This is a genomic window from Pseudoxanthomonas sp. X-1, from assembly GCF_020042665.1.
Taxonomy (GTDB): domain Bacteria; phylum Pseudomonadota; class Gammaproteobacteria; order Xanthomonadales; family Xanthomonadaceae; genus Pseudoxanthomonas_A; species Pseudoxanthomonas_A spadix_A.
In genome coordinates this window covers 4263535-4286671 of the sequence record NZ_CP083376.1, presented here as the reverse complement: position 1 = coordinate 4286671, position 23137 = coordinate 4263535, and the positions used below count along the sequence as shown (strand labels likewise).

General features: G+C 70.9%; 20 protein-coding genes and 1 riboswitch. Of the genes, 13 read left to right on the top strand and 7 right to left on the bottom strand.

Annotated features, from left to right (window positions below; translation table 11 throughout):
• Positions 1-58: 58 nt before the first annotated feature.
• Positions 59-946 carry a fructose bisphosphate aldolase gene (locus LAJ50_RS19160; RefSeq protein ID WP_165424204.1) on the top strand — a complete coding sequence of 296 codons (888 nt, stop codon included), beginning with the start codon at positions 59-61 and terminating at the stop codon, positions 944-946.
• A gap of 78 nt (positions 947-1024) precedes the next feature.
• Here the strand turns inward: LAJ50_RS19160 and LAJ50_RS19155 are convergent, their stop codons facing one another.
• Positions 1025-1924: a LysR family transcriptional regulator gene (locus LAJ50_RS19155; protein WP_138653672.1), complete on the bottom strand. Its 900-nt coding sequence runs from the start codon at positions 1922-1924 to the stop codon at positions 1025-1027.
• Positions 1925-2008: 84 nt separating this feature from the next.
• Between LAJ50_RS19155 and LAJ50_RS19150 the strand changes: the two genes are divergently transcribed.
• A complete protein-coding gene (locus LAJ50_RS19150) occupies positions 2009-2752 on the top strand; it encodes a sulfite exporter TauE/SafE family protein (protein WP_130552727.1) in 744 nt (247 codons plus the stop codon).
• Positions 2753-2779: 27 nt separating this feature from the next.
• Here the strand turns inward: LAJ50_RS19150 and LAJ50_RS19145 are convergent, their stop codons facing one another.
• Complete coding sequence (locus LAJ50_RS19145) at positions 2780-3475, bottom strand: MgtC/SapB family protein (RefSeq protein WP_130552728.1); 696 nt, start codon at positions 3473-3475, stop codon at positions 2780-2782.
• 157 nt (positions 3476-3632) lie between these two features.
• On the opposite strand from LAJ50_RS19145, the gene LAJ50_RS19140 reads away from it, so the two are divergent.
• The 7 genes from LAJ50_RS19140 (at position 3633) to LAJ50_RS19110 (ending at position 11417) form a co-directional block, all read left to right on the top strand.
• On the top strand, positions 3633-4259 hold the full coding sequence (locus LAJ50_RS19140) for a nicotinamidase (protein WP_130552838.1): 627 nt from the start codon (positions 3633-3635) through the stop codon (positions 4257-4259).
• Between the two features lie 132 nt (positions 4260-4391).
• Complete coding sequence (locus LAJ50_RS19135) at positions 4392-6611, top strand: TonB-dependent receptor (RefSeq protein ID WP_130552729.1); 2220 nt, start codon at positions 4392-4394, stop codon at positions 6609-6611.
• Between the two features lie 189 nt (positions 6612-6800).
• Positions 6801-7811: a TIGR00266 family protein gene (locus tag LAJ50_RS19130; protein WP_138653674.1), complete on the top strand. Its 1011-nt coding sequence runs from the start codon at positions 6801-6803 to the stop codon at positions 7809-7811.
• A 160-nt stretch (positions 7812-7971) separates the two neighbouring features.
• Positions 7972-8319: a helix-turn-helix domain-containing protein gene (locus tag LAJ50_RS19125; protein WP_130552731.1), complete on the top strand. Its 348-nt coding sequence runs from the start codon at positions 7972-7974 to the stop codon at positions 8317-8319.
• 47 nt (positions 8320-8366) lie between these two features.
• On the top strand, positions 8367-8780 hold the full coding sequence (gene arsC / locus LAJ50_RS19120; RefSeq protein WP_130552732.1) for an arsenate reductase (glutaredoxin): 414 nt from the start codon (positions 8367-8369) through the stop codon (positions 8778-8780).
• A 189-nt stretch (positions 8781-8969) separates the two neighbouring features.
• Positions 8970-10280: an arsenic transporter gene (locus LAJ50_RS19115; RefSeq protein ID WP_130552733.1), complete on the top strand. Its 1311-nt coding sequence runs from the start codon at positions 8970-8972 to the stop codon at positions 10278-10280.
• 123 nt (positions 10281-10403) lie between these two features.
• Positions 10404-11417 (top strand): patatin-like phospholipase family protein, encoded by a 1014-nt coding sequence (locus LAJ50_RS19110; RefSeq protein ID WP_138653676.1) that lies wholly within the window; start codon positions 10404-10406, stop codon positions 11415-11417.
• Between the two features lie 343 nt (positions 11418-11760).
• Here the strand turns inward: LAJ50_RS19110 and LAJ50_RS19105 are convergent, their stop codons facing one another.
• From LAJ50_RS19105 to ompR, 4 genes are all read right to left on the bottom strand, one after another.
• Positions 11761-13998 carry a TonB-dependent siderophore receptor gene (locus LAJ50_RS19105; RefSeq protein WP_138653678.1) on the bottom strand — a complete coding sequence of 746 codons (2238 nt, stop codon included), beginning with the start codon at positions 13996-13998 and terminating at the stop codon, positions 11761-11763.
• Positions 13999-14272: 274 nt separating this feature from the next.
• The gene (locus tag LAJ50_RS19100) at positions 14273-15169 is read right to left on the bottom strand and encodes an alpha/beta hydrolase (protein WP_138653680.1); all 897 of its coding nucleotides are present in this window, start codon (positions 15167-15169) and stop codon (positions 14273-14275) included.
• Between the two features lie 21 nt (positions 15170-15190).
• The gene (locus LAJ50_RS19095; RefSeq protein ID WP_130552737.1) at positions 15191-16447 is read right to left on the bottom strand and encodes an ATP-binding protein; all 1257 of its coding nucleotides are present in this window, start codon (positions 16445-16447) and stop codon (positions 15191-15193) included.
• Positions 16444-17163, bottom strand: a complete 720-nt coding sequence (gene ompR / locus LAJ50_RS19090) for a two-component system response regulator OmpR (RefSeq protein ID WP_138653682.1) — start codon at positions 17161-17163, stop codon at positions 16444-16446. Before ompR ends, LAJ50_RS19095 begins: the two co-directional genes overlap by 4 nt.
• Before the next feature lie 175 nt (positions 17164-17338).
• Here ompR and LAJ50_RS19085 point away from each other — a divergent pair, with 175 nt between their 5' ends.
• Genes LAJ50_RS19085 through LAJ50_RS19075 form a run of 3 tightly spaced genes read left to right on the top strand, consistent with a single transcriptional unit; the run spans position 17339 to position 19088 of the window.
• Entirely contained in the window at positions 17339-17872 is a 534-nt protein-coding gene (locus tag LAJ50_RS19085) for a hypothetical protein (protein ID WP_171044614.1), read from the top strand.
• 52 nt (positions 17873-17924) lie between these two features.
• Positions 17925-18221 (top strand): hypothetical protein, encoded by a 297-nt coding sequence (locus LAJ50_RS19080; protein WP_171044615.1) that lies wholly within the window; start codon positions 17925-17927, stop codon positions 18219-18221.
• Positions 18222-18233: 12 nt separating this feature from the next.
• Positions 18234-19088 (top strand): sterol desaturase family protein, encoded by an 855-nt coding sequence (locus LAJ50_RS19075; RefSeq protein WP_138653684.1) that lies wholly within the window; start codon positions 18234-18236, stop codon positions 19086-19088.
• Here the strand turns inward: LAJ50_RS19075 and LAJ50_RS19070 are convergent, their stop codons facing one another.
• Positions 19089-19997: a ZIP family metal transporter gene (locus LAJ50_RS19070; protein WP_205957709.1), complete on the bottom strand. Its 909-nt coding sequence runs from the start codon at positions 19995-19997 to the stop codon at positions 19089-19091.
• Positions 19998-20226: 229 nt separating this feature from the next.
• A riboswitch (cobalamin riboswitch) is annotated at positions 20227-20526 on the top strand.
• A gap of 186 nt (positions 20527-20712) precedes the next feature.
• On the opposite strand from LAJ50_RS19070, the gene LAJ50_RS19065 reads away from it, so the two are divergent.
• Entirely contained in the window at positions 20713-23130 is a 2418-nt protein-coding gene (locus LAJ50_RS19065) for a ribonucleoside-diphosphate reductase subunit alpha (protein ID WP_138653686.1), read from the top strand.
• The last annotated feature ends 7 nt before the right edge of the window (positions 23131-23137 follow it).

The window sequence follows — 23137 nt, the reverse complement described above, 5'->3', positions numbered from 1 at the left end:
GCGGGGCTTGCGTACACTCTGGCTCCCCCATCTTTCACAGGACTTGCCGACCGTGTCGATCAACCAGGAACAGCGGGACAAGATTGCCTCCGGCCAGGGCTTCATCGCCGCACTCGACCAGAGCGGCGGCAGCACGCCCAAGGCGCTCAAGCTCTACGGCGTCGAGGAATCGGCCTATTCCAACGATGCGGAGATGTTCGCGCTGGTCCACCAGATGCGCGAGCGCATCGTCACCAGCCCGGCGTTCACCGGCGAGCGCGTGGTCGGCGCGATCCTGTTCGAGCGCACGCTGGACGATCGCTTCGCAGGCGAAGAAGCCGCGCACTACCTGTGGAACGTCAAGCAGGTCGTGCCGTTCCTGAAGATCGACAAGGGCCTGGAGGACGAGGCCAACGGCGTGCAGCTGCTCAAGCCCATTCCCGGCCTGGCCGAGCTGCTGGCCAAGGCCAAGGCCAAGGGCGTGTTCGGTACCAAGGAGCGCTCGGTCATCAAGGCCAACAACGCCGGCGGCATCGCCGCGGTGCTGGACCAGCAGTTCGAACTGGGCCAGCAGGTGCTGGACGCCGGCCTGGTGCCGATCATCGAGCCGGAGGTGGACATCAAGGCCGCCGACAAGGCCGCGATCGAGACCACGCTGAAGCAGGGCCTGCTCGAGCGCCTGGACAAGATCGATGCGGCCACGCCGGTCGTGCTCAAGCTGACCCTGCCCAGCGTCGATGGCTTCTTCAAGGAACTGGTCGACCACCCCAGCGTGCTCAAGGTGGTGGCGCTGTCCGGCGGCTACAGCCGCGACGAGGCCAACGCCAAGCTGGCGCGGAACCCCGGCATCATCGCCAGCTTCAGCCGCGCGCTGACCGAGGGCCTGAGCGCGCAGCAGAGCGACGAGGAGTTCAACAAGACGCTCGATGCCACCATCGAGTCGATCTACCGCGCCTCGATCGCCTGATCGACGCAGGCAGGGCGATCCATGCAGGCCCCGCTTCGGCGGGGCCTGTTGCGTTTCAAGGGCCCAGGCAGGGCGGCCTCAACGATCGGCGGCGCGGCCGGCCCAGTCGGCCAGGTGACTGCGCAAGGCCTGCGCGGTCGGCGACAGCGGGCGCGCGCCGTCCCAGCACAGGCACAGGCGTCGCTGCGCCCACGGCTCGTGCAGCGCAACGCCGCGAACGCACGCCCCAAGCCGCGCCAGCGCGGCGGCCGGCACCACCGCCACGCCGGCACCAGCGGCGACCATCGCCCCGATGGCCTCGAACGTGCGCAACCGCACGCGATAGGACAGGCGCAGGCCCAGCGCCGCGGCCTGCGCCTCCAGGTGCTGCTGCAGGGCGCTGTCCGCGGGCAGGCCGATCAGCGGCCGTGCCGCCAGGTCGGCCAGGCGCAGCGCCCGTGCATCGTCCTGCGCCTGATCGCGCGGCAGCAGCGCCACCAGGGTGTCGTGCGCGAAGAACTGGCGTTGCAGGCCTTGCGTGACCGCGGCCTCGGACAGCAGGCCCAGTTCCACCACGCCGGCCTCCACCGCCCTGGCGATCTCCTCGCTGCTGCGCTCCAGCAGGTCCACATCGATCCGCGGATGGGCCGCCAGCCACGGCGCCAGCGCGTCCGGCAGCGCCTCGCTCATGGCGGCGGTATTGACCATCAGGCGCACGCGCCCGCGCGTGCCGCGGGCGTGTTCGGCCAGTTCGTTGCGCAGCAGCGTCGACTGCCGCAGGATCGACCGCGCGTGATGGGCCAGCGCCTCACCCGCCGTCGTGGGCCGTATCCCCTTGGGCAGGCGCTCGAGCAGCGCGACGCCGGCGTGGTCTTCCATCGCGCGCAGGCGCTCGCTGGCGGCGGCCAGCGACAGGTGCGCGCGCCCGGCGCCCGCGGTGATGCTGCCGGCCTCCAGGACGGCAAGGAACAGGCGCAGGTCGGGCAGATCGAAGCGCACGGCGACTCCTTCTTCGGCTGGCCCGAAGGCCGGCATCGGCGATCCCGCATTGTGCATGCGCGCGCCGCCCGGTCTGATGGCCGCATGCAGATCTCCAACGAACTGTGGTGGCTCCTCGTGCTCGGCACGTTCTTCGTGGCCGGCGGCGTGAAAGGCATCACCGGCATGGGCCTGCCGACCGTGGCCATGGGCGTGCTGGGCGCGCTGATGCAGCCCGCCCTGGCGGCTGCCCTGCTGTTGCTGCCATCGCTGGTGACCAATGTCCTGCAGCTCCTCAGCGGCGGACAGCTGCGGCCGCTGCTGCGACGGCTGTGGCCGATGCAGCTGGCGGTGGTTGCGGGCACCGTGCTGGCCTCGGCCTGGCTGGCCGGCGAAGCGGCGCACGGCACGGCGCGCCTGCTCGGCGTCGCGCTGGCGCTGTACGCGCTGGTGACCCTGCTGTCGCGGCCGTTCCGCGTGCCGCCGGCGCTGGAGCGGGTGCTCGCGCCGCTGGTCGGCGGCGTCACCGGCGTGGTGACGGGCATGACCGGCGTGTTCGTGATTCCGGCCGTGCCGTTCCTGCAGGCGCTGGGCCTGCAGCGCGATGCGCTGGTGCAGGCGCTGGGCCTGTCCTTCACCGTGTCGACGCTCGCGCTTGCCGCGGGCCTGGCGCTGCACGGCGCGCTGCCGGCCAGCCACGTGCTGCCGTCGCTGATCGCCGTGCTGCCGGCGCTGGCGGGCATGTGGCTGGGCCAACGCCTGCGCCGGCGCATCAGTCCCGCCGCGTTCCGCGCCGGCTTCCTGATTTGCCTGCTGCTGCTGGGGGTGGAGCTGGCGTGGCGCGGCTGAGCAGGCGCGTGCGCCGCGTCGGTGGTGCTACCGGCCGACGCTGCCGCGCAGGTCGACCTGTTCGACGCCGGCGACCCCGCGCAAATCCTCGAGGGCTTGCAGCAAGGCCGCCTGCGGCACGCTCGCTTCGCAGCGCACATCGAGCAGGTCGGTCTGCGGCGTTCGCGGCTTGAGGATCATGCGCTGCACCGGCAGGCCGCTGCGCTCCAGCTGCTGCTGGATCTGGCCCAGCGGCGCGTGCCGCGACAGCACCAGCTTCAGGCCCGGCATCGAGGCGCGGCGGCGGCGCAGATAGCGGCGCTCCAGCGGCTTGAGCAGGGCCAGGATGATCCACAGCAGCGCGGTGGCCAGCACCGCGGCCGCGTACAGGCCGCTGCCGACGGCCAGCCCGATCGAGGCCACCGCCCACAGCCCGGCCGCGGTGGTGAGGCCGCGGATCACCTGCTCGCGCTGCAGGAACAGGATGGTGCCCGCGCCGAGGAAGCCCACGCCGCTGATCACCTGGGCGGCGATGCGCGAGGGATCGAGCACCACGTGCGGCTGGGTCAGCGCCTCGCTGAAGCCGAACGCCGAGACGATGATCGCCAGGGCCGCGCCGACGCAGACCAGCATGTGCGTGCGCAGGCCGGCGGCCCACTCCAGCCGGCCACGGTCGGCGCCGATGATGCCGCCCAGCAGCGCGGCCAGCAGCAGGCGCAGGGCGATCTCCCAGGTGTCGAGCATGTCTGCGGTCTCCTTGCAGGTGGCCGGTGCGATGCGCGCACTGGCAACGCCGGTGAGCCTAGCCCCATGGCGATCAAGGTGGGCTCAAGGCCGCGCTGGCTTGAGGCCGATGGCGCGCGTGGCTAGGCTGCGCTTCCCCACGCCGCTGGCCGCTTCGATGACCGAGATGCCCTCCGATACCGCGCTGATCGTGGTCGACCTGCAGCCGGACTTCATGCCGGGCGGCGCGCTGGCCTGCTTCGAGGGCGATGCGATCGTGCCGGGCATCGCGCAGCTGCTGGCCTCGCGCGTCTACGGCACGGTCGTGGCCACGCAGGACTGGCATCCAGGGACGCATGCTTCCTTCGCCGCGCAGCATCCGGGGCATGGGCCATTCGAGGTGATCGACCTGCACGGCCAGCCGCAGACGCTGTGGCCGGCGCACTGCGTGCAGGGCACGCCGGGGGCGGCGCTGGACCCGCGCGTGGACTGGACGCCGGCCGACCTCATCCTGCGCAAAGGCACCCATCCGCAGGTCGATTCCTACAGCGCGTTCCGCGAGAACCACGGCCCGGACGGCCGGCGTCCCAGTACCGGCCTGGCCGGCTGGCTGCGCGAACGCGGCATCGCGCAGGTGCACGTGTGCGGGCTGGCGCGCGATGTCTGCGTGCTGTGGACGGCGCAGGACGCGCGTGCCGAGGGGTTCGGCGTGACGTTCCTCTGGGAGCTGACGCGTCCGGTCACGCCCGACGGCGACGCGCCCACCCGCGCCGCGCTGCAGGAGGCGGGGATCGCGATCCGCTGAAAGCGTGATCGATGCCTCGGGATCGAGGCGGCGCTCGCGGGTTTGACAACTCCGGGTCCAAAGCGTGTATTTTGCGTTAAATTTGCTGCGCCACAGCACGCCAAGCCCCTTTCCCACGCCCGGAGTCGCCCCATGTCCGCCAGCAGGTCGCTGCGTCACGCCACGCTCGCCATCGCCATCAATGCCGCCGTCGCGACCGTCGCCTTGGCGCAGCAGACGCCGGTGGCGCTGGATGCGGTCACCGTCACCGCCGACCGCCGCGCCGAGAACGCCAAGGACGTGCCGGTCTCGGCCACCGTGCTGCGCCCGGAGTACCTGGACGCGATCTCCACCAGCGCCTCGGACGTGCGCGTGCTGGCCGGCAAGTCGCCCAGCCTCAACGTGGAGTCCTCCAACGGCCGCGTGTTCCCGCGCTTCTACATCCGCGGCTACGGCAACACCGACTTCACCACCTACGCCTCGCAGCCGGTGTCGCTGGTGTACGACGACGTGGTCTACGAGAACGCCTTCATCAAGGGCTTCCCGATGTTCGACCTGGCCAGCGTCGAAGTGCTGCGCGGCCCGCAGGGCACCCAGTTCGGCCGCAACACCCCCGGCGGCGTGGTCAAGTTCAACTCGGTGCGCCCGGTGCTGGGCGAGACCTCCGGCTATGCCAGCGTGTCCTACGGCACCCACGCCACCAGTTCGGTCGAAGGCGCGCTCAACCTGCCGATGGGCAGCGACTGGGCCGCGCGCATCTCGCTGCTGCAGCAGCACCGCGACGACTGGGTGACCAGCCAGATCAGCGGGCAGAAGCTGGAAGGCTACGACGACACGGCCCTGCGGCTGCAGGCGCTGTTCCAGCCCTCGGAGGACTTCAACGCGCTGTTCAACGCCCACGCGCGCAAGCTCAACGGCACCGCGCGCCTGTTCCGCGCCAACATCATCCAGTCGGGCAACAACAACCTGGTCGACGGCTTCGACGAGGACAAGGCCTACATCGACGGCCACAACGCGCAGGAACTGACCACCTACGGCGGCAGCGCCAACCTGACCTTCAGCTCGGGCGATGTGACCTTCCACTCGATCACCGGCTACGAGGGCATCTCCAAGTACTACAGCCGCGGCGACATCGACGGCGGCTACGGCCCGGGCGCGTTCGTGGACCCGGCCGCGCCGTCCGGCCCGGGCTTCATCCCGTTCTCGGTGGAGACCGCTGGCGGCATCAAGTCGCTGGACCAGTTCACCCAGGAGCTGCGCGCCGAGTCGAACTACGCTGGCCCGCTCAACTGGCAGGGTGGCCTGTACTACTTCTACGACAACGTGCAGGGCGAGGCTTACGACTACGACACCATCGGCGGTGGCGCGCTGACGGGCTACGACCTGACCAAGCAGAAGACCAGCTCGTGGGCGGCGTTCGCCTCGCTCAATTACCAGGCCACCGACGTGCTCAACCTGCGCGCCGGCATCCGCTACACGCACGACCACAAGACCTTCGACATCCTGGAGTGGGACCGCAGCTCGCCGCCGCCGATCGGCGGTGACACCAGCGGCTCCAAGGTCACCGGCGACGTCGCCGCGACCTGGGCGCTGAGCGATGCGGTCAACCTGTACGCGCGTGCCGCGCGCGGCTATCGCGGCGCCAGCTTCGGCCCGCCGTCCACCGGCGTGCCGGTGACCGTGGCCCGCCCCGAGACGGTGGATTCCTACGAGCTGGGCATCAAGGCCGACCTGTGGGAGCGCCGCGGCCGGCTGGCCTTCGACATCTACAGCATGGACATCAAGGACCAGCAGCTGACCGCGGTCGGCGGCACCTCCAACGCGGTGCAGCTGATCAACGCCAAGAAGAGCCAGGCCTACGGCGCCGAGCTGGACTTCGACCTGCTGCTGACCGAGAACCTGCGCTTCGGCCTCAACGGCAGCTACAACCACACCGAGATCAAGGACAAGGATCTGGCCACCTCGACCTGCTCGTCGTGGGTGTGCACGGTGACCGACCCGGTCGACGCCAACGGCTTCGCCCGCATCGACGGCAACCCGCTGCCGCAGGCGGCCAAGTGGATCGGCAACGTCAACCTGCGCTACGGCGTGCCGATGGGCGCCGACGGCGAGCTGTTCTTCTACACCGACTGGTCGTACCGCAGCGAGGTGAACTTCTTCCTGTACCAGTCGCGCGAGTTCATCGGCCAGCCGCTGACCGAGGGCGGCCTGAAGATCGGCTACACCTGGGCCGACGGCAAGTACGAGGCCTCGGTGTTCTGCCGCAACTGCACCAACCAGATCCGGGCCACCGGCGCGATCGACTTCGACAACCTGACCGGTTTCATCAACGACCCGCGTATCATCGGCGCGCAGTTCCGCGCGGGCTTCTGACGCGCGAGGCACCTGCGGGAGCCGGCCTTGTGGCCTTTTTGGCCAATGGCGGCGATGGCGCTTTCCCGGGAAAGCCTCATCGCCGCCGTGGCGGCTCCCACCCCACGCCGCGCATGACCTTGGGCACGGGCGCGGCCGTCAGGGGCTGACGCTAGACTCGGCACACTCTTTCGCAGACAGGTGTGCGCCATGAGCAGCTGGTACTTCCTCACCGGCACCGAGCAGACCCGCTCGGGCCCGTTCGACGATGCGGCCGCGCAGGCCTTCGCCCGCGGCAACCCGTCCGCGCTGGCCTGGCGCGAGGGCCTGTCGGGTTGGCAGCCGGTCGGGACCCTGGCCGAACTGGGCGGCAGCGCCTCGCCGTCGAACATGCCGCCGCCGCCGACCGGGGCAGGGCGTTCGGACGACATCGATTTCCGCATCGTCGGCCACGACATGCAGTTCGTCGAAGTGGAGCTGGACCCGGGCGAGAGCGCGGTGGCCGAGGCCGGCGCGCTGATGTTCAAGGACGCGTCGGTGCAGATGGACACGGTCTTCGGCGATGGCCGCACCAGCGGCGCCGGCGGCGGCTTCATGGACAAGCTGCTGGCCGCGGGCAAGCGCGTGGTCACCGGCGAAAGCCTGTTCACCACCGTCTACACGCACACCGGCAGCGGCAAGGCCAAGGTCGCCTTCGCCGCGCCGTATCCCGGCACCGTGGTGCCGCTGAAGCTGTCTGAACACGGCGGTCGCCTGATCTGCCAGAAGGACAGCTTCCTGGCCGGCGCGCGCGGGGTGTCGCTGGGCATCGCCTTCCAGCGCAAGATCCTCACCGGCCTGTTCGGCGGCGAGGGCTTCATCATGCAGAAGCTCGAGGGCGACGGCTGGGTGTTCGTCCACGCCGGCGGCACGGTGGTCGAACGCGAACTGGCCGCCGGCGAGCGCATAGACGTGGACACCGGCTGCGTGGTCGCCTACCACGGTGGCGTGGACATGGACATCCGCCGCGTCGCGGGCATCAAGAGCATGTTCTTCGGTGGCGAGGGCGTGTTCCTGGCCACGCTGACCGGCCCGGGCAAGGTCTGGCTGCAGTCGCTGCCGTTCTCGCGCATGGCCGGCCGCATGCTGCAGGCGGCCCCGCAGGGCGGCGGCCAGGCCCGCGGCGAAGGCTCGGTGCTGGGCGGGCTGGGTCGCATCCTGGATGGGGACAACAACTTCTGATTCCGTGTCGCCTCCCGCCGAGGGAGGCGATCAAGAAGCGGAGGCTGCCGCCGGCATCGGCAGGCATTGAGCGCCGTCGGCGGGTGCGTCGAGCGCAAGCTCATGCGCCGTGAGGACCGCTTTCCCTTGCACTCTGCAAATATCCTTGTAGAGTTGTGGCATGAACGATGATTCCGCCGTTTCCGCCCTGGCTGCCCTAGCGCATGCCGATCGATTGACCGCCTTCCGCCTACTGGTGAAAGCCGGTCCGGAAGGCGTGGCGTCCGGAGACATCGCCGAAGCGCTGTCCATCCCGCCCACGCGCATGAGTTTCCACCTGGCGACGCTGGAGCGGGCCGGCCTGGTGCGCGCGTGGCGCGACGGTCGGCGCGTGCGCTACGCGGCCAGCTACGAGGACATGCGCCAGCTGCTGGCCTTTCTCACCGACGACTGCTGCTCCGGCAACCCGGCCATCTGCGGCGACCTGCTCGGGCTTGCGTCTGCCTGCACCCCGCAGCGCCGCGCGTGAGCGAGCGGAGCATGTGCCCCGAACCTTCTTCCGGACCTCATAAGCCCATGCGCATCACCATCTACCACAACCCGGCCTGCGGCACTTCGCGCAACACGCTGGCCATGATCCGGGAGTCGGGCGAGACGCCCGAGGTCATCGAGTACCTGCGGACACCGCCCACGCGCGAGGCGCTGGTTGCGCTGATCGCGGCCATGGACATCAGCCCGCGTGCGCTGCTGCGCGAGAAGGGCACGCCCTACGCCGAGCTCGGCCTAGACGAACCGTCGCTGACCGACGACCAGCTCCTGGACGCGATGATGGCGCATCCCATCCTGATCAATCGGCCCATCGTGGTCAGCGAGAAGGGCGTGGCGCTGTGTCGGCCTTCCGAGCGCGTGCTGGCGCTGCTGGCCAATCCCGTCGCTCGCTTCACCAAGGAAGACGGAGAGGTCGTGACCGTGCCCACGACGCCGGCATGAGGCGCATGCGCGGTGTCCGCCGGACATCGGCGCCGCGCGCGCCATCCCGTCCGGGCCCGCGCGCTGACCGCACCGCGCGTCATGGTGCGACCCCTTCCATCGAGCAATCTTCCCGAGCGCCTGAAGCGCGCCCAGGCGCTCGCACCGGCGCCGGATCGGCGCTCCCTCTGACGCGCGCCGGAGCGCCCCATGCTTGCCCTCGCGATCTTCGTCGTCACCCTCGTCCTTGTGATCTGGCAGCCGCGCGGGCTGGGGATCGGCTGGTCCGCGCTCGCCGGCGCCACCGTCGCGTTGGCCACCGGCGTGGTCGGCTGGCACGACGTCGGCACGGTCTGGGGCATCGTGTGGGACGCGACCTTCACCTTCGTCGCTCTGATCGTGATCTCGCTGCTCATGGACGAGGCCGGGTTCTTCGCCTGGGCGGCGCTGCATGTCGCCCGCTGGGGCGGCGGCGCTGGCCGCAGGCTGTTTCCGCTGGTCGTGCTGCTCGGGGCGGCAATCGCCGCGGTGTTCGCCAACGATGGTGCGGCGCTGCTGCTGACGCCAATCGTGCTGGCGATCCTACTGCGGCTGGACTTCCCGCCAGCCGGCGCGCTGGCCTTCACCGTGGCCTGCGGCTTCATCGCCGACACGGCAAGCCTGCCGCTGGTGGTGTCCAACCTGGTCAACATCGTCACGGCCACCTACTTCGAGATCGCGTTCGGTCGCTACGCCGCCGTGATGGTGCCGGTGAACCTGGTCTCGGTCGGTGCCACGCTGGGGGTGCTGTGGCTGTGGTGCCGACGCGACATGCCCGCCACGTACGGCATCGATCGTCTGGAGCCGCCGCGCCAGGCGATCCGCGACGAAGTGGTGTTCCGCGCCGCCTTCCCGCTGCTGGCCCTGCTGCTTCTGGCCTATTTCGTCACCGGCCCGCTGGGCGTGCCGGTCGCGCTGGTCACCGGCGCCGCGGCACTGCTGCTCCTGGCGATCGCTGGCCGCTGGGCGTCCGGCGGTCGCGGCGCGACGGTCGCGCTGGGCAAGGTGCTGCGCGGTGCGCCGTGGCAGATCGTGCTGTTCTCGCTCGGTATGTATCTGATCGTCTACGGCCTGGGCCGTGCCTGGCTCACGGAGGCGGCGCGCGCGCTCCTGGTGTGGCTGGCGGCGCAAGGCACGTTCGTGGCCACGGTCGGCACGGGCTTCGCCGTGGCCGGGCTCGCCTCGCTCATGAACAACATGCCGGCGACGCTGGTCAGCGCGCTGGCCATCGACGCGGCCAATGTCCCCGCGCAGACGCGCGAGCTGATGATCTACGCCAGCGTGGTCGGCAACGATCTGGGGCCCAAGCTCACGCCGATCGGCTCGCTGGCGACCCTGCTGTGGCTGCACGTGCTGGCCGGCAAGGGCCAGCGGATCACGTGGGCGCAGTACATGAAGGTCGGGCTTGTCCTGACGCCTCCCGTGCTGCTGGCCACCCTCTTGGCCCTGTGGCTCTGGCTCCCGGTCGTGCGCGGGCACTGAGCGGTGGCGCCCGGGGCCGACGCGCCTCGGGGCCGCCGCTCGATGTGGCCGGCTCGCCACAAGTTGCCCGCCGTTTGGCATCGGCTGACTAAGCTGCGCACTTTCCCCAACGCCCTGCGTGCCATGCCTGCTTCGCGCCTGACCTGCCTGCTGCTGACCGTCTGCGTCACCCTGCTTTCGGCCTGCGGCGGCGAGGCGGTCAAGACGCCGCCGCCGGCCACCACCGTGGTGCCGCCGCCGGCGGTCACCGCCAGGCCGGTGGTGATCGGCATCGCGCTGGGCGGCGGGGCGGCCAAGGGCTTCGCGCACATCGGCGTGATCAAGATGCTGGAGGCCAACGGCATCCGCCCCGACGTGGTCGCCGGCACCAGCGCCGGCAGCGTGGTCGGCGCGCTGTACGCAAGCGGCATGGACGTGTTCCAGATGCAGAGCAAGGCGGTGGCGCTGGACGAATCGACCATCCGCGATGTGCGCCTGTTCTCCGGCGGCCTGGTGCAGGGGCGCGCGCTGCAGGACTACGTCAATGCGCAGGTGGGCAAGGCGCCGATCCAGAAGCTGAAGAAGCCTTTCGTCGCGGTCGCCACGCGCCTGGAGGACGGCGAGCGCACGATGTTCAACCGCGGCGACACCGGCCAGGCGGTGCGTGCGTCGAGCAGTGTGCCGGGCGTGTTCGAGCCGGTGGAGATCGGCAAGTGGCACTACGTCGATGGCGGCGTGGTCAGCCCGGTGCCGGTGGATGCGGCCAGGCAACTGGGCGCGGACTTCGTCATCGCCGTGGACATCTCCAGCAAGGCCAGCGGCAAGAATCCGGGCGACCTGCTGGGCACGCTCAACCAGTCGATCACCATCATGGGCCAGCGCGCCGGCCAGCAGGAACTTGCGCGCGCCGACGTGGTGGTGCGGCCCAAGGTCAACGAGATCGGCGCGGCCGATTTCAGCCAGCGCAACGCGGCCATCCTGGAAGGCGAGAAGGCCGCGCTGGCGGTGATGCCGCAGATCAAGGCGCGCCTGGCCCAGCTGCAGCACGAACGCGCGGCTGCCGCGGCGGCGGCCGCGGCGCCGAAGCCGGCGCCGTGCGTGGAGCCTACGCGACTGCAGCGACTGACGTTCCGCGGGACGCCTTGCCCGGCGAAGTGAGTGATGGCGCGTGTCGTTACTGAGGCCGGATAGGGCTTTCATCCGGTCGAACTCGGTACTGCGAGTAGTTCCCTGAGCGAGACTGCGCGCCAGCGAGAGGCAGAAGCAAGCGCGACCCCTGCCCCTCAGTCGCTCGTGCGCGACTTCGAGCTCCCCTTCGCTGCGCGAAAGGGTGGGGCAGAAGCAAGGCTTGGTTGCCTATGGAGACGCTATTTCTATCGTCGTTCCCGCGAACGCGGGAACCCAGGGACTTTCGCGAGGGAAAGCCAAGGGCACGCGAGGCCGCGTTCGCAGGAGCGACGAGCGTCGCTTACCGCCCCTCCTCAACCCACATCACCACATCTCAGAACCGCCACCGCAGGCTCGCCGAGACGAAGCGCGGCTCGCCGTAGTTGTTGTAGTCCAGGTTGGCCCAGTAGGTCTTGTCCAGCGCGTTGCGCACCGACAGTGTCGCGGTCCACTGCGCGTTGATGCGCAGGTTGGCGTTGAGGTGGACCAGCGTGTAGGCGCCCTGGGTGACCGTCACCGGCGTGGTGCTGCCGTCGCCGTTGGGACGCTCGATGTTGAAGCCCTGCACCTTGCTCTGCCAGCTCACGCCGCCGCCCAGGCTCAGGCGATCCCAGCGGCCCGGCAGGCGCCACTGCGTGGACAGCTGCAGATAGTCCTCGGGCAGGTTGGCGTAGATGGCGTCGGTCGGCGCGCGGGTCACCTTGACGTGGGTGTAGCCGGCGTTGAGCGTCCAGCCGGGCAGCAGCTCGCCGTTGAAGTCCACTTCCCAGCCGCGGCTCTTGGTGCCGTTGACGCCGATGTAGGCCGAACTGCCGTCGGGCAGCGAGTTCGGCGGCTGGGTGGTGTCCAAAACCGCGTAGTTGTCCTGCTTGGCCTCGAACACCGCGGCGGTCGCCATGGCGCGGCCGTCGAACAGCTGCGCCTTGAGGCCGGCTTCCAGGTTGGAGCCCTGCACCGGCGCCAGCAGGTTGTCGTTCCTGTCCTTGTAGTTCTGCGGATTGAAGATCTCGGTGTAGCTGGCGTAGAGCGACACGTCCGGCGCCAGGTCGTACACCAGGCCCACGTAGGGCGTGACCTCGTCGCTGACCTTGTAGCGGCCGCTGGTGCCGGCGTAAGCGCCGGCGGCGTTGTAGGCGCGGGTGCGCGTTTCCCACGAGCTCAGGCGCGCGCCGGCGATCAGCGACAGCGGCTCTGCCAGGCGCAGTCGCGCCGAGGCGTAGACGCCGCGCTGGGTGGTGCGGGCCTGGCGCCAGGCGCCGGTGCGGCGATAGGTCAGTGCGCCGGCGCTGCCGTCCCAGTCGTACAGATCGGGCACGTTGAAGCCCATCGCATCGCCATACGGCGTGGCGATCATCTGCCAGTCGCTCGGATACACCAAAGCGACGCCGGGCGTGGTGGACTGCAGATCCTGCCAGCTGCCGCCGACCACCACATCGTGGGTCCGGCCGAACAGCGCGAACTTGCCCGACAGATACACGTCCAGCGCATCGCGGGTGTCGTTCGTTTCGCCGGCGCTGGCCTGCAGATAGGTGCCGGCGCCGGTGACCGGGTCCGGGTAGCCGCTGCCGTAGACGCGCAGGCTCTGCACCTGGCCCTTGGTGTGCGCCGAGTTCACCCTCAGCAGCCAGTCCTCGCCGAAGCGCTGCTCCAGATTGGCGAAGGCGGTGCGGGTCTGGCGCTGCCAGCGCGTCCAGGCCGGCGAGAAGTTGGTCGAGCGCGAGAGGTGGGCGCTGGCGCCATCGGCGGTGAAGAACGGCACCGTGCCCCAGGTCGAACCGGTCGGGTTGTTGTCCTGGATCTGGTAGCCGACCGTGACCGTCGTGCTGTCGGTCAGGTCGCCTTCCAGCACGGCCATGCCGGCCTTCTTGTTCTCTTCGTAGCGGTCGTAGTAATAGTCGCGGTCGGTCCAGGCGCCGACCCAGCGGCTGCGGAAGCGCCCGTCTTTGGTCAGCGGCAGGTTGACGTCGGCCTGCGCGCGGCGGAAGTCCCAGCTGCCCACGCTGGCGGTGACCGCCGCATCGAAGTCGCGGCCCGGGCGCTTGCGCAGCAGGTTGACCGTGGCCGAGGGGATGCCGGCGCCGCTGAGCAGGCCGTTGGCGCCGCGGATGACCTCGATGCGGTCGTAGAAGGCGGTGTCGTATTCCTGGTTGGTCGAGCCGCTGTAGGTCGGCAGGCTGTCGACCTGGAAGTCGGTGATCTGGAAGCCGCGCGCGAAGTACAGCGGACGCTGGGTGTCCCAGAAGGACACGTTGACGCCGGTGATGTTGCGCATCACATCGTTGATGCTGAACATCGACTCGTCTTCCAGCCGCTGCAGGCCGATCACGCTCACCGACTGCGGCGTGTCCTGGATGCTGATGGGCAGGCGCGTGGTGGTGGACGGCTCGGCGCGCGCGCCGGTGACCCGCACGTTGTCCAGCGTCTTGGGCGTGTGGCGGCGCGCCTGCTCCTCGGCGCTCTCCCCGCCAGCGGCGTGCGCGGGCGAGGCGCACAGGCCCAGCCCCAGCAGCAGGGCCGCGGCGAGCGGGGAGTGGGTCGGCGCGGTGGAAGCGCGGAGAACGGCAGCGGACATGGGGTTCCTCGAAGGCGCAGGCGGGCACGCCGCGCGCTGCGAAGGCGAACGCACGGCGGGGGATCAGGTGGGAGGCTTGCCCAGGCGGCGGGCTGGCGAGGGTCGTCCGATGACCAGGCAGGCGGGCGTTGGCGCGGGTGCCTGCGGCGCGCAAATGTAAATGATTCTCAAATATCGGACAAGCCACACACGGGCACGCGGGCGCATCAGGACGCAGCGCACACCGCTGCGCGCGATGACAAAGTCGTCAGAGAGAAGGCGCGCGGTGCGCCGCTTACTTCACCGCGCCGGCCAGATACGCATCGACCGCGCGGGTGTAGTCGGAAGGCTCGCCCAGCGACCGGTTGATCTGCATGTGCGACAGGTCCTCGGGCAGCACCTGGACGGCGACACCGAAGGTCCGCGCGCGCTGCGCCAGGCCGCGGGCCTGCGCGCAGCTGTCCTCGCGCCGCGACGAGCACACCGCCAGCATCGGCAGCGAATCGCGCGAGAGGTGATGCCAGGGCGAAACCGCGCTCCAGCTCCGGGGATCGTCGCCGAAGGCACGGTCGTACAGCGGGAAGTGGCGCGCCTGCATGATCTGCACGACATTCATGGCCGCGCTGTCCAGGGCGATCACCGCCCGCGGGCGCTGCGCGCCGGCCTGGGCCAGCGCCGCCACATCGGCGCCGAGCAGCGCGACCAGGTGCGCGCCGGCCGAATGCCCCATCAGCACCGTGCGCGTCGGATCGCCGCCCCAGTCCCGCGCGTGCTGCTGCAGATGGGCGACGGCCGCGGCCACGTCGCGCGCCTGCAGCGCCGGATCGGCATCGGGCAGCATGCGGTAGTTGATCGACACCAGCACGTAGCCGCGCGGCAGCCAGTACGCCGCCTTCGGCGTGGCCAGGCCCGGGTTGTCCTTGTCGCCGTTGCTCCAGCCGCCGCCGTGGACCATCGCGATGATCGGCAGGCCGTGCGCGCCGGGCGGCGCATACACGTCGTAGCGCTGCGCCGGATCGTGGCCGTAGGCGACCTCGCGCAGCACGCGCGCGCCGGGCGGCAGCGATTGGCTTTGGCTGGCATCGGCCTGGCGCTGGCCGAGCAGGTGGCGCAGGCGTTCGCCGCGCGACTGTGCGCAGGCCAGCAGCGGGAGGCACAGCAGCAGGGCACAGCAGGCGGAGCGGACACGCATGGCGAAGGTTCCGGTTGAACGTCAGGCGCCGCGCAGGCGCAGGACCGCGCGCAGGCCGCGCGGCGGATTGGGCAGCAGCTGCAGCGCGCCACCGTGCTGGCGCGCCACGCGGTCGACGATGGCCAGGCCCAGCCCGCTGCCGCCACCGGCCGGGTCGTGCACGAACGGCTGCAGCGCGCGCTGCGCCTGCGCCGCGTCCATGCCCGGGCCGTGGTCGCACACGGTGACCTGCCAGGCGCCATCGCCGGTGCCGACCAGGCGCAGTGCGAACGGCGCGGCGCCATGCCGCTGCGCGTTGGCCACCAGGTTTTCCAGCGCGCGGCGCAGGGCGATGGGCCGCCCGCGCAGCGGCGCGGCCTCCGGGCACTGCACCTCCCATGGCCCGCCCGCGGCATCGAGCACCTCGCGGCAGACCTGGGCCAGGTCCATCGGCTCGGCCGCCTCGTCGCGGCCGTCGCGGGCGTAGGCGATGAACTGCGACAGGATCGCGTCGATCTCGGCGATGTCGCGGTCGATGCCGGCCCGCAGCGTCGGATCGGTCTCGGGCAGCAGCGCGGTGGCGAACTGCACCCGGGTCAGCGGCGTGCGCAGATCGTGCGAGATGCCGGCCAGCATCAGCGCGCGCTCGTCGGCGGCGCTGCGCACGTCCTCGCTGGCCTGCTCCAGCGCGTCGGCCAGTTCGCGCACCTCGCGCGGGCCGCGCACGTCCAGCCGCGGCGCCTCGCCGCGCACCAGCCCGGGCGCGGCCTGGGCCAGCTGGCGCAGCGGGCCGACCAGGCGCTGGGCGCAGTACGCCGCCGCCAGCCAGGTCAGGCCGACGCAGCCCAGCAGCAGGGCCATGGTGAACCGCCGGCTGCCGCGCGCCGGCTTGGCGCCGAAGGAGATCCACAGCCTTGGGCTGGTGCGCAGCTGCATCCACAGCCGGTCGCCTTCGCCGTCGCGCGACAGCACGACGGCACGGTCGCTCCCCAGCGCGCGCGCCGCGCGCTGGCGCAGGCCGCGCAGGAACGGCGCGAACCCCCGCGCATCGGTCGCCGGCGCGGTGTCGCGCACGTCCATCCCGGCCTGCCGCAGGTAGCCCAGGGTCGCGGCATGGCCGCTGGTGCGATCCAGTTCCTCGGCCAGGCCGGCGAAGCCGCGCATGGCCCGCACCAGCTGGTCGGCGGCCGGGGCGACGGCCAGTTCGCGCCCCAGCACCACGGCCAGCACGCCGGCGCCGGCCAGCACCAGGGCGATGACCAGCGCCAGCTGGGCGAACATCCCCGGCGCGCGCCTCACGCGGCCTCCTCCGGCGGCACGAACACATAGCCCACGCCCCAGACCGTCTGCACGATGGTCGGATTGCGCGCGTCGTCCTCCAGCAGCTTGCGCAGCCGGGCGATGGTCACGTCCATGCTGCGCTCGAAGGCCTCGTGCTCGCGGCCGCGCGCCAGGCTCATCAGCCGGTCGCGCGACAGCGGCTGGCGTGGATGCCGCACCAGCACCGCCAGCACCGCGAACTCGCCGCTGGTCAGCTTCACCGCGCGTCCCTGGCGGCTCAGTTGACGGCTGCCCAGGTCCAGCCGCCATGGGCCGAAGGCGACGACCCCGCCCTCGGCCTGCGGCGCGCCCGGCATGGCCTGCGTGCGGCGCAGCACCGAGCGGATGCGGGCCAGCAGCTCGCGCGGATTGACCGGCTTGGGCAGGTAGTCGTCGGCGCCGATCTCCAGCCCGACGATGCGGTCGATCTCATCGCCCTTGGCGGTGAGCATCACCACCGGCGTGTCGTCGCCCTGGCCGCGCAGGCGCCGGCACAGCTCCAGCCCGCTCTCGCCCGGCAGCATCAGGTCCAGCACGATCAGATCGAAATGGCCGCGGTCCAGCGCCTGGCGCATCTGCCCCCCGTCGCCCACCGCCTTGACGGCGAAGCCCTCGCCTTCCAGATAGCGCTGCAGCAGCTCGCGCAGGCGCACGTCGTCGTCGACCAGCAGCAGCTTGGCGGTGATCTCGCTCATGCGGCGCACTATGGCGTCCGGCGCCGGGTGCCGACAACGCGGTTTGTAAGCAGGTGTTTCAGGGGCGCCCGGCGGACACATCCGCTGGCAGAGACGAAACACCTCGCGCGCCCGGCCCTTCCACCATGGCGGTACGGCGCTCGACGCCGTTCCATCCCATCGCGAGGAACCGATCATGCGTACGACTTCCCTGCTGCTCCTGTCCGCGCTCGCCGTCGGCGGCGCGCTGTCCACCGTTCCGTCCGACGCCTGGGCCGGCCGAGTGCGCGTCCACGGCGCCGGCCACACCGCCGATGGCGCCCAGGTCCGCGGCACGGCCGCCGCCGGACGCAACGCCAACGGCGCCTATGTGCGCGGCCACGGCAGCCGCACCGATGCCGACGGCAATACCACCGGCCGCAGCGGCGCGGCCGTGCAGGGCACCGATGGCGGCAGCGCGCGTCGCAGCGGCAGCTGGTACCGCAACGCCGACGACAGCGCCGGGCGCCAGGGCACCGCCAGCGCGACCAGCGCCGCCGGCGGCAGCCTCACCACCAGCGGCGGCATCAGTCGCGATGCCGACGGCAGCGTCAACGGCGCGCGCAGCACCAGCGCGACCACCGCCGGTGGCGCGTCCTATACCGGTTCGACCACGGTGCAGGACGGCAATGTCAGCCACACCGGCACCTGCACGGACAGCAGCGGCCAGGTCGTGGCCTGTCGCAAGTGACCCCCCGCGCGTCGCCGTGTCGGCGGCGCGCCCTTTCGATCGAGGCCCGCCCATGAAGCACCTTCTCCCCGCGCTGGCGCTGCTCGCGCTGGCGCCCGTCTCCCTGTCCGCGCAGCAGGCCACCGGCGGCGGCGCGTCGTCTGGCCGTCAGCAGATGGCACAGAAGCTCAAGGCCACCGACGCCAACGGCGATGGCCTGATCCAGCGCGGCGAAGCCCAGGCCAGCTTACCGCGTCTCTACGCGCACTTCGACGCGCTGGACGCCGACCACGACGGCGCGCTGTCCCGCGAGGAACTGCGCGCGGCCGGGCGGGCGCTGTCCGCCGCCCGAAGCGGCTCGGGCCGCTAAGCGGCCAAGGCCATGGTCCTGTCCGCGCTGGCCCCGCACCTGCCCTGGCTGAGGTGGGTCCCGCTGGCGCTGCCGCTGCTGGCGGCGCTCGAAGCCTGGCTGCGCCTGCGCCGCGGCCTGGCCTACGACTGGAAGAGCTACTGGGCGTCGCTGGGGGATGCGGTCGGTCGCGGGCTGGTCGGGCGCCTGCTCGGCACCGGCGTGGCCGGCGCGGTGCTGCTGGCGGTGCACCAGGTGCGCCTGACGAGCCTGACGATGGACGCGCCCTGGCACTGGGCGCTGCTGTTCGTCGGCCAGGAGGCCTGCTACTACGCCATGCATCGCGCCGACCACCGGATCCGCTGGTTCTGGGTCAACCACTGCGTGCACCACTCGCCCGGGCAGTACACCCTGGCCTCGGCGTACCGGCTGGGCTGGACCGCGCAGCTCACCGGGCAGGCGCTGTTCTTCGCCCCGCTGGTATGGCTGGGCTTCCCGGTGCCGGCGGTGCTCGGCGCGCTGGCGCTGAACCTGCTCTACCAGTTCTGGCTGCATACCGAACTGATCGGCGTGCTGCCGCGCTGGATCGAATACGTCTTCAACACCCCGGCGCACCACCGCGTGCACCACGCCAGCAACCCGGAGTATCTGGACTGCAACTACGGCGGGGTGCTGATCGTGTTCGACCGGCTGTTCGGCAGCTTCCGCGCGCAGTTGCCGGGCGTGCCGCCGCGCTACGGCCTGGTCGAACCGCTGCACAGCCACCATCCGGTGCGGATCGCCCTGCACGGCTGGCTGGGGCTGTGGGCCGACCTGCGCCGGGTGCGCTCGCCCCGGCAGGCGCTGCGGACGCTGTTCGGCCCGCCGGGGCTCGGGCCGGGCGGCTGATCAGCCCAGCCCGGTGTCCATCACCATCATCAGGCAGAAGCCCAGGGTCAGGCCGATGGTCGCCAGGGTCTCGTGGCCGTTGCGGTGCGACTCGGGGATGACCTCGTGGCTGACCGCGAACAGCATCGCCCCGGCCGCGAACGCCAGCCCCCACGGCAGCAGGGTGGAGAACGCGCCCACCGCCACCGCCGCCACGAGCGCGCCCAGCGGCTCCACCAGCCCCGAGGCCGCGCCGATCAGCACCGCGCGCCCGCGGCGCACGCCGGCCGTGGCCAGCGAGAGCGCGATCACCAGGCCTTCGGGGATGTCCTGCAGCGCGATGGCCAGGCTGAAGGGCTCGGCGTTGGCCATGCCCGAGCCGGAGGCCACGCCCACCGCCATGCCTTCGGGAATGTTGTGCAGGGTGATGGCCAGCACGAACAGGGTCACCTGCGGCGGCAGCCACTGGTGCAGGCCGCCCACGCGCGTGGTCTGGCCCTGCTGGTCCAGATGCGCGTGCGGGATCACCCGGTCCATCGTCAGCATCATCGCCACGCCCAGGCAGATGCCGACGCTGACCAGCCCGCCGGCGCCCAGCCCGCCGTAGCCCTGGTCCTTGGCCGCCTGCAGGCTGGGCACGATCAATGAGAAGGCGGTGGCCGCCAGCATCACGCCGGCGCCGAAGCCCATCAGGCCGTCGGCCAGCGTCTGCGGCAGGCGCCGCACCGCCAGCACCGGCAGCGCGCCGGCGGCGGTGGCCGCGGCGCAGACCAGGCCGTCGCGCAGCGCCTGGCGCAGGCCCGGCCGATGCGGCCATTGGGCCAGGACCGCCTGCAGCAGCCAGGCGCCCAGCAGCAGGGCGGCCAGCGCCAGCAGCCACGGCAGCAGGCGTCGCAGCGCGGACGGGGGGGACAGGGTGTGATCGTGCATGGCAGGGGCTTCGTGGACGGTAGGGGCGCGCGTGCGCTCGGGTGCCGTTGTCCGCAACGGGACCGAAGGTGCCTGCCCAACATCGGACACCGGTGGGCAAGGGCGCGTCAACCGTGCCGCAGCGCACACCGTCCGGCGATGCTCCACGGGGCGAAATCCGTGAAACCCGCATGGCATCAGCACCTTCCCTTTTGTCACTACATTTGGCGTTGACGGGCGCGGATGACCCCACTATCTTGGGGTCGTCGGTTCCTTGCGGCCCCAAGCCGCGAGGATCAAAAGGGAAGCCGGTGCGGCCTCGCGGCCCAGTCCGGCACTGCCCCGCAGCGGTGATTGGGAACGACCCCGCCATCTGCACTGAGGCCCCCGTGGCCTTGGGAAGCGGTGGGTTAGGAGAAGCAGGAGCGCGTTGGGAGAAACGAGAAACGGGAGTGGCGCGTCGCGCATTCACTCGTCCCTTGTTCCTCACCACGCGTTGCGCGCTTCACGCCCTTCAGTCCGAAGACCTGCCGACAGCCGCGCGCACGCACACCGCGCGGCACCGGCCGCGGTGTCTTTCGAGGGAGAGATGGCTGTTGACGCAAGGCCCGACCACGGACACGTCCGTGCGGTCGCGGTTTCTGCGACGCCGCCCTTCCACCCTCGGTCGCCCGGCCCCTGTCGCTCCCTCGTGGGAGGGCGCGACGCGTGCATCCACGCATGGAGAGTTCCGACCGTGACCCAGACCGATTCCGCCGTGGCCCAGCGCCCGGCCGACGCCGCCTTCTCGCTGACCCCGCCGCCCACCGCCACGGCCATGCGCGTGACCAAGCGCAACGGCGGCAGCGAGGCTGTGGACCTGAACAAGATCGTGCGCGCCGTGCAGCGCTGCGCCGAAGGCCTGCATGCGGTCGATCCGATGCGCGTGGCCACGCGCACCATCTCCGGCCTGTACGACGGCGCCACCACGCAGGAGCTGGACGAGCTGTCCATCCGCACCGCCGCGCTGCTGATCGGCGAGGAGCCCGAGTACGGCCGCCTGGCCGCGCGCCTGCTGGCCAACTTCATCGCCAAGGAGGTCTCCGGCCAGGAGATCCACGCCTTCTCCCAGTCGGTCGCCCGCGGCCATGAGGTCGGGCTGATCAACGACCGCCTGCTGAACTTCGTGCAGGTCAACGCGCGCAAGCTCAACGACGCCGTCGACGCCGGCCTGGACCGCGAGTTCGAGTACTTCGGCCTGCGCACCCTGTACGACCGCTACCTGTTGCGCCACCCGCACAGCCGCAAGGTGATCGAGACCCCGCAGCAGTTCTTCCTGCGCATCGCCAGCGCGCTGAGCGAGGACGTGCCCGAGGCCCTGGCGCTGTACCAGCGCATGGCGCACCTGGACTACCTGCCGTCCAGCCCGACGCTGTTCAATTCCGGCACCACGCACGAGCAGCTCTCCAGCTGCTTCCTGCTGGACTCGCCGCAGGATTCGCTGGAGTCGATCTACGCCAAGTACGGCGACATCGCCCAGCTGTCCAAGTTCTCCGGCGGCATCGGCGTGAGCTACTCGCGCGTGCGTGCGCGCGGCTCGCTGATCAAGTCCACCAACGGCCATTCCAACGGCATCGTGCCGTGGCTGAAGACGCTGGATTCCTCGGTGGCGGCGGTCAACCAGGGCGGCAAGCGCAAGGGCGCGGCCTGCGTCTACCTGGAGACCTGGCACGCGGACATCGACGACTTCCTCGAGCTGCGCGACAACGCCGGCGACGACGCGCGCCGCACCCACAACCTCAACCTGGCCAACTGGGTGCCGGACCTGTTCATGGCGCGCGTGGAAGCGGACAAGCCGTGGTCGCTGTTCGATCCCAAGGCGGTGCCGGAACTGACCGACCTGTACGGCGAGGCCTTCGAGCGCGCCTACGAGCAGGCCGAGGCCCAGGGCAAGGCCAGCAAGACCGTGCCGGCGCGCAAGCTGTACGCGCGGATGATGCGCACCCTGGCCGAGACCGGCAACGGCTGGATGACCTTCAAGGACAAGTGCAACAAGGCGTCCAACCAGACCCTGCGCCCGGGCAACGTGATCCACCTGTCCAACCTGTGCACCGAGATCCTGGAGGTCACCTCCAACGAGGAGACCGCGGTGTGCAACCTGGGCTCGATCAACCTGGGCCGCCACTTCGACGAGTACGGCGACTTCGATTACGACAAGCTGGCCGAGACCGTGCGCCTGGCCGTGCGCCAGCTGGACCGCGTGATCGACCTGAACTTCTACCCGATCGAGACCGCGCGCCGCGGCAACCTGCGCTGGCGCCCGGTCGGCCTGGGCTGCATGGGCCTGCAGGACGTGTTCTTCCGCAAGCGCCTGGCCTTCGACAGCGCCGAGGCGCGCGCGATCAGCAGGAAGATCGCCGAGACGATCTACTTCCACGCGCTGGAGACCTCGTGCGAGCTGGCGCAGGAGCGCGGCAGGCATCCGTCCTTCGCCGATACGCGCGCCGCCCAGGGCGAGCTGCAGTTCGACGCCTGGGGCGTGGTGCCCGAGGACACCGCGCGCTGGGACGCGCTGCGCGAGCGCATCCAGCAGCACGGCCTGCGCAACTCGCTGCTGATCGCCATCGCCCCGACCGCGACCATCGCCTCGATCGCCGGCTGCTACGAGTGCATCGAGCCGCAGGTGTCCAACCTGTTCAAGCGCGAAACGCTGTCCGGCGACTTCCTGCAGGTCAACCGCTACCTGGTGGACGAGCTGAAGAAGCTCGGCCTGTGGACGCCGGAGATGCGCGATGCCATCAAGCTGGCCGAAGGCTCGATCCAGGGCGTGGCGGAGATCCCCGAGGCCCTGCGCCTGGTCTACCGCACCGCCTGGGAGCTGCCGATGCGCTCGCTGATCGACATGGCCGCCGACCGCGGCGCCTTCATCGACCAGTCCGCCTCGCTCAACCTGTTCATGGAGAGCCCGAACATCGGCGCGCTGTCCTCCATGTACATGTACGCGTGGAAGCAGGGCATCAAGACCACCTACTACCTGCGTTCGCGCCCGGCCACCCGCATCGCCAAGGCCACCATCAGCCACGGCGCCAGCGAGGCCCCCAAGCCGGCCTACACCCCGGTCGAGGCGGTCAGCTGCTCGCTGGAAAACCCGGAAGCCTGCGAGGCCTGCCAGTAATGTCGCG